This is a genomic window from Aureimonas phyllosphaerae, from assembly GCF_900113065.1.
Lineage (GTDB): Bacteria > Pseudomonadota > Alphaproteobacteria > Rhizobiales > Rhizobiaceae > Aureimonas > Aureimonas phyllosphaerae.
In genome coordinates this window covers 1-1,396 of sequence record NZ_FOOA01000059.1, presented here as the reverse complement: position 1 = coordinate 1,396, position 1,396 = coordinate 1, and the positions used below count along the sequence as shown (strand labels likewise).

Sequence of the window (1,396 nt, the reverse complement as noted above, 5' to 3'; positions counted from 1 at the left end):
ACCGGTTCATCGTCAATCCGATCCACCAGATGCCGGGACTGAACACCTAGGCCGCCGATAGTCGACGCTAATCGCTTTCGAGGCCGGCGGCGGATCTGCCGGCCTCCTTCACCCAGCAAATGCCGTCAGCCAATTCCCGTCAACGAAGCCTCAGATCTCAGTCTTCGATCAACTTCCAACGATGACTTGGGACTCGATCGCTGGGATCCGCATAGCGCCTCGGAGTCGTCAAACCTGACAACCCTTCGCACGACATCACCTTCAGCAGCATCACCTCATAAGAAAGGAAATCGAATGCCCCATCCAGACCACGATTATCAACTTGGCAACCAACTCGAAGCCCTCGCGTGTGACCTCGAGCAAAGTATAGATCAGCTCATGCGTCTCAAGGTTTGGGATCGACGAACGATCACCAATCTTGTTCTCCAACGAGCTATCGGCTTCCTGCCCCACGACACGCCTCTTCGCGACCAACCTGCCGTTACACTCGTGGAAGCGACCCTGCGCGTCCAAGCCATGATCGCGATCACCGAAGCGATGGTTCATCACGGTGGCGTTCGACCGACAAAAATCCGTACGCTTCTCAACCGCATTGGCAACCTTCTATCCCACCTTCGTCGCCTTCGACATACGTAGGAGTACAAAGGCCGGCAGCTTCTGCTGCTGGCCTTTGTGTCTTCAGCGATGACACGCGGCTACGTGAGTTACATCGACAAGCCGTTCGGCTGCCGCAACGACGATTTCATAAGCTGCCACCCTTGAGATACGCGTCACCTCGAACAGTAGAACTCAGCGAACGTTGGACATAATCGCCGATCCGCCTTCGGCAGATTTATGAAGGCGCGCCGTCAGTTTTGCACCGCTCGCATTCCGGTGTCGGAGACCAGCACTGGCTCGCTCGGAAGCGAACGTACCTACCCGAACGGTTAAAGGCCGCTTTTGGGGAGAGCCGAAGCACCCAACCAATAGCCAAACCGGGTGGAAAGGCGACTGTCCGCTTCAGGGCATAGGGTGGTCGTTTGCAGACCTTCCATCTGGATCGCTGACAGCGGCCTAGGCGGTTGGTCCTGATCCAGGTTCAGCCGGATCTGGGCTCAGGAATAGGCCATGATTGGCTACCGTCGCGCCTCGGCGACTCGGTCTGCCTCGATAGCTCCGTTCCGAACCGCACCTCGAAGGATCGCGGCTTGTTCCCCATCGCTGGGACGGAAAGCGACCTAATTGGGACGCATTGCGACCTTTTTGGCCTCGCCGGGATGGATCTCGTTCACCGCCGGCAAGGGCGCAACGCGGAAAATATGAGCCACAGCAAGAAGCAGGATCGTCAGCGGCTCTTTGTCCAGGGGCAGCCAGGGCGAGCCTGAACCCGTGTTCGGTGCGTTCATGTCCTCGGTCA

At 57.8% G+C, this 1,396-nt stretch carries 1 protein-coding gene; it reads left to right on the top strand.

Features of this window, described 5'->3' with window-relative positions:
- The first annotated feature begins 294 nt into the window (after positions 1-294).
- The gene (locus BM175_RS22570) at positions 295-636 is read left to right on the top strand and encodes a hypothetical protein (RefSeq protein WP_139224778.1); all 342 of its coding nucleotides are present in this window, start codon (positions 295-297) and stop codon (positions 634-636) included.
- The last annotated feature ends 760 nt before the right edge of the window (positions 637-1,396 follow it).

Excerpts from the sequence above, each read along its gene's own strand:
- BM175_RS22570 (WP_139224778.1), top strand. The coding sequence starts at position 295 with ATGCCCCATCCAGACCACGATTATCAACTTGGCAACCAACTCGAAGCC.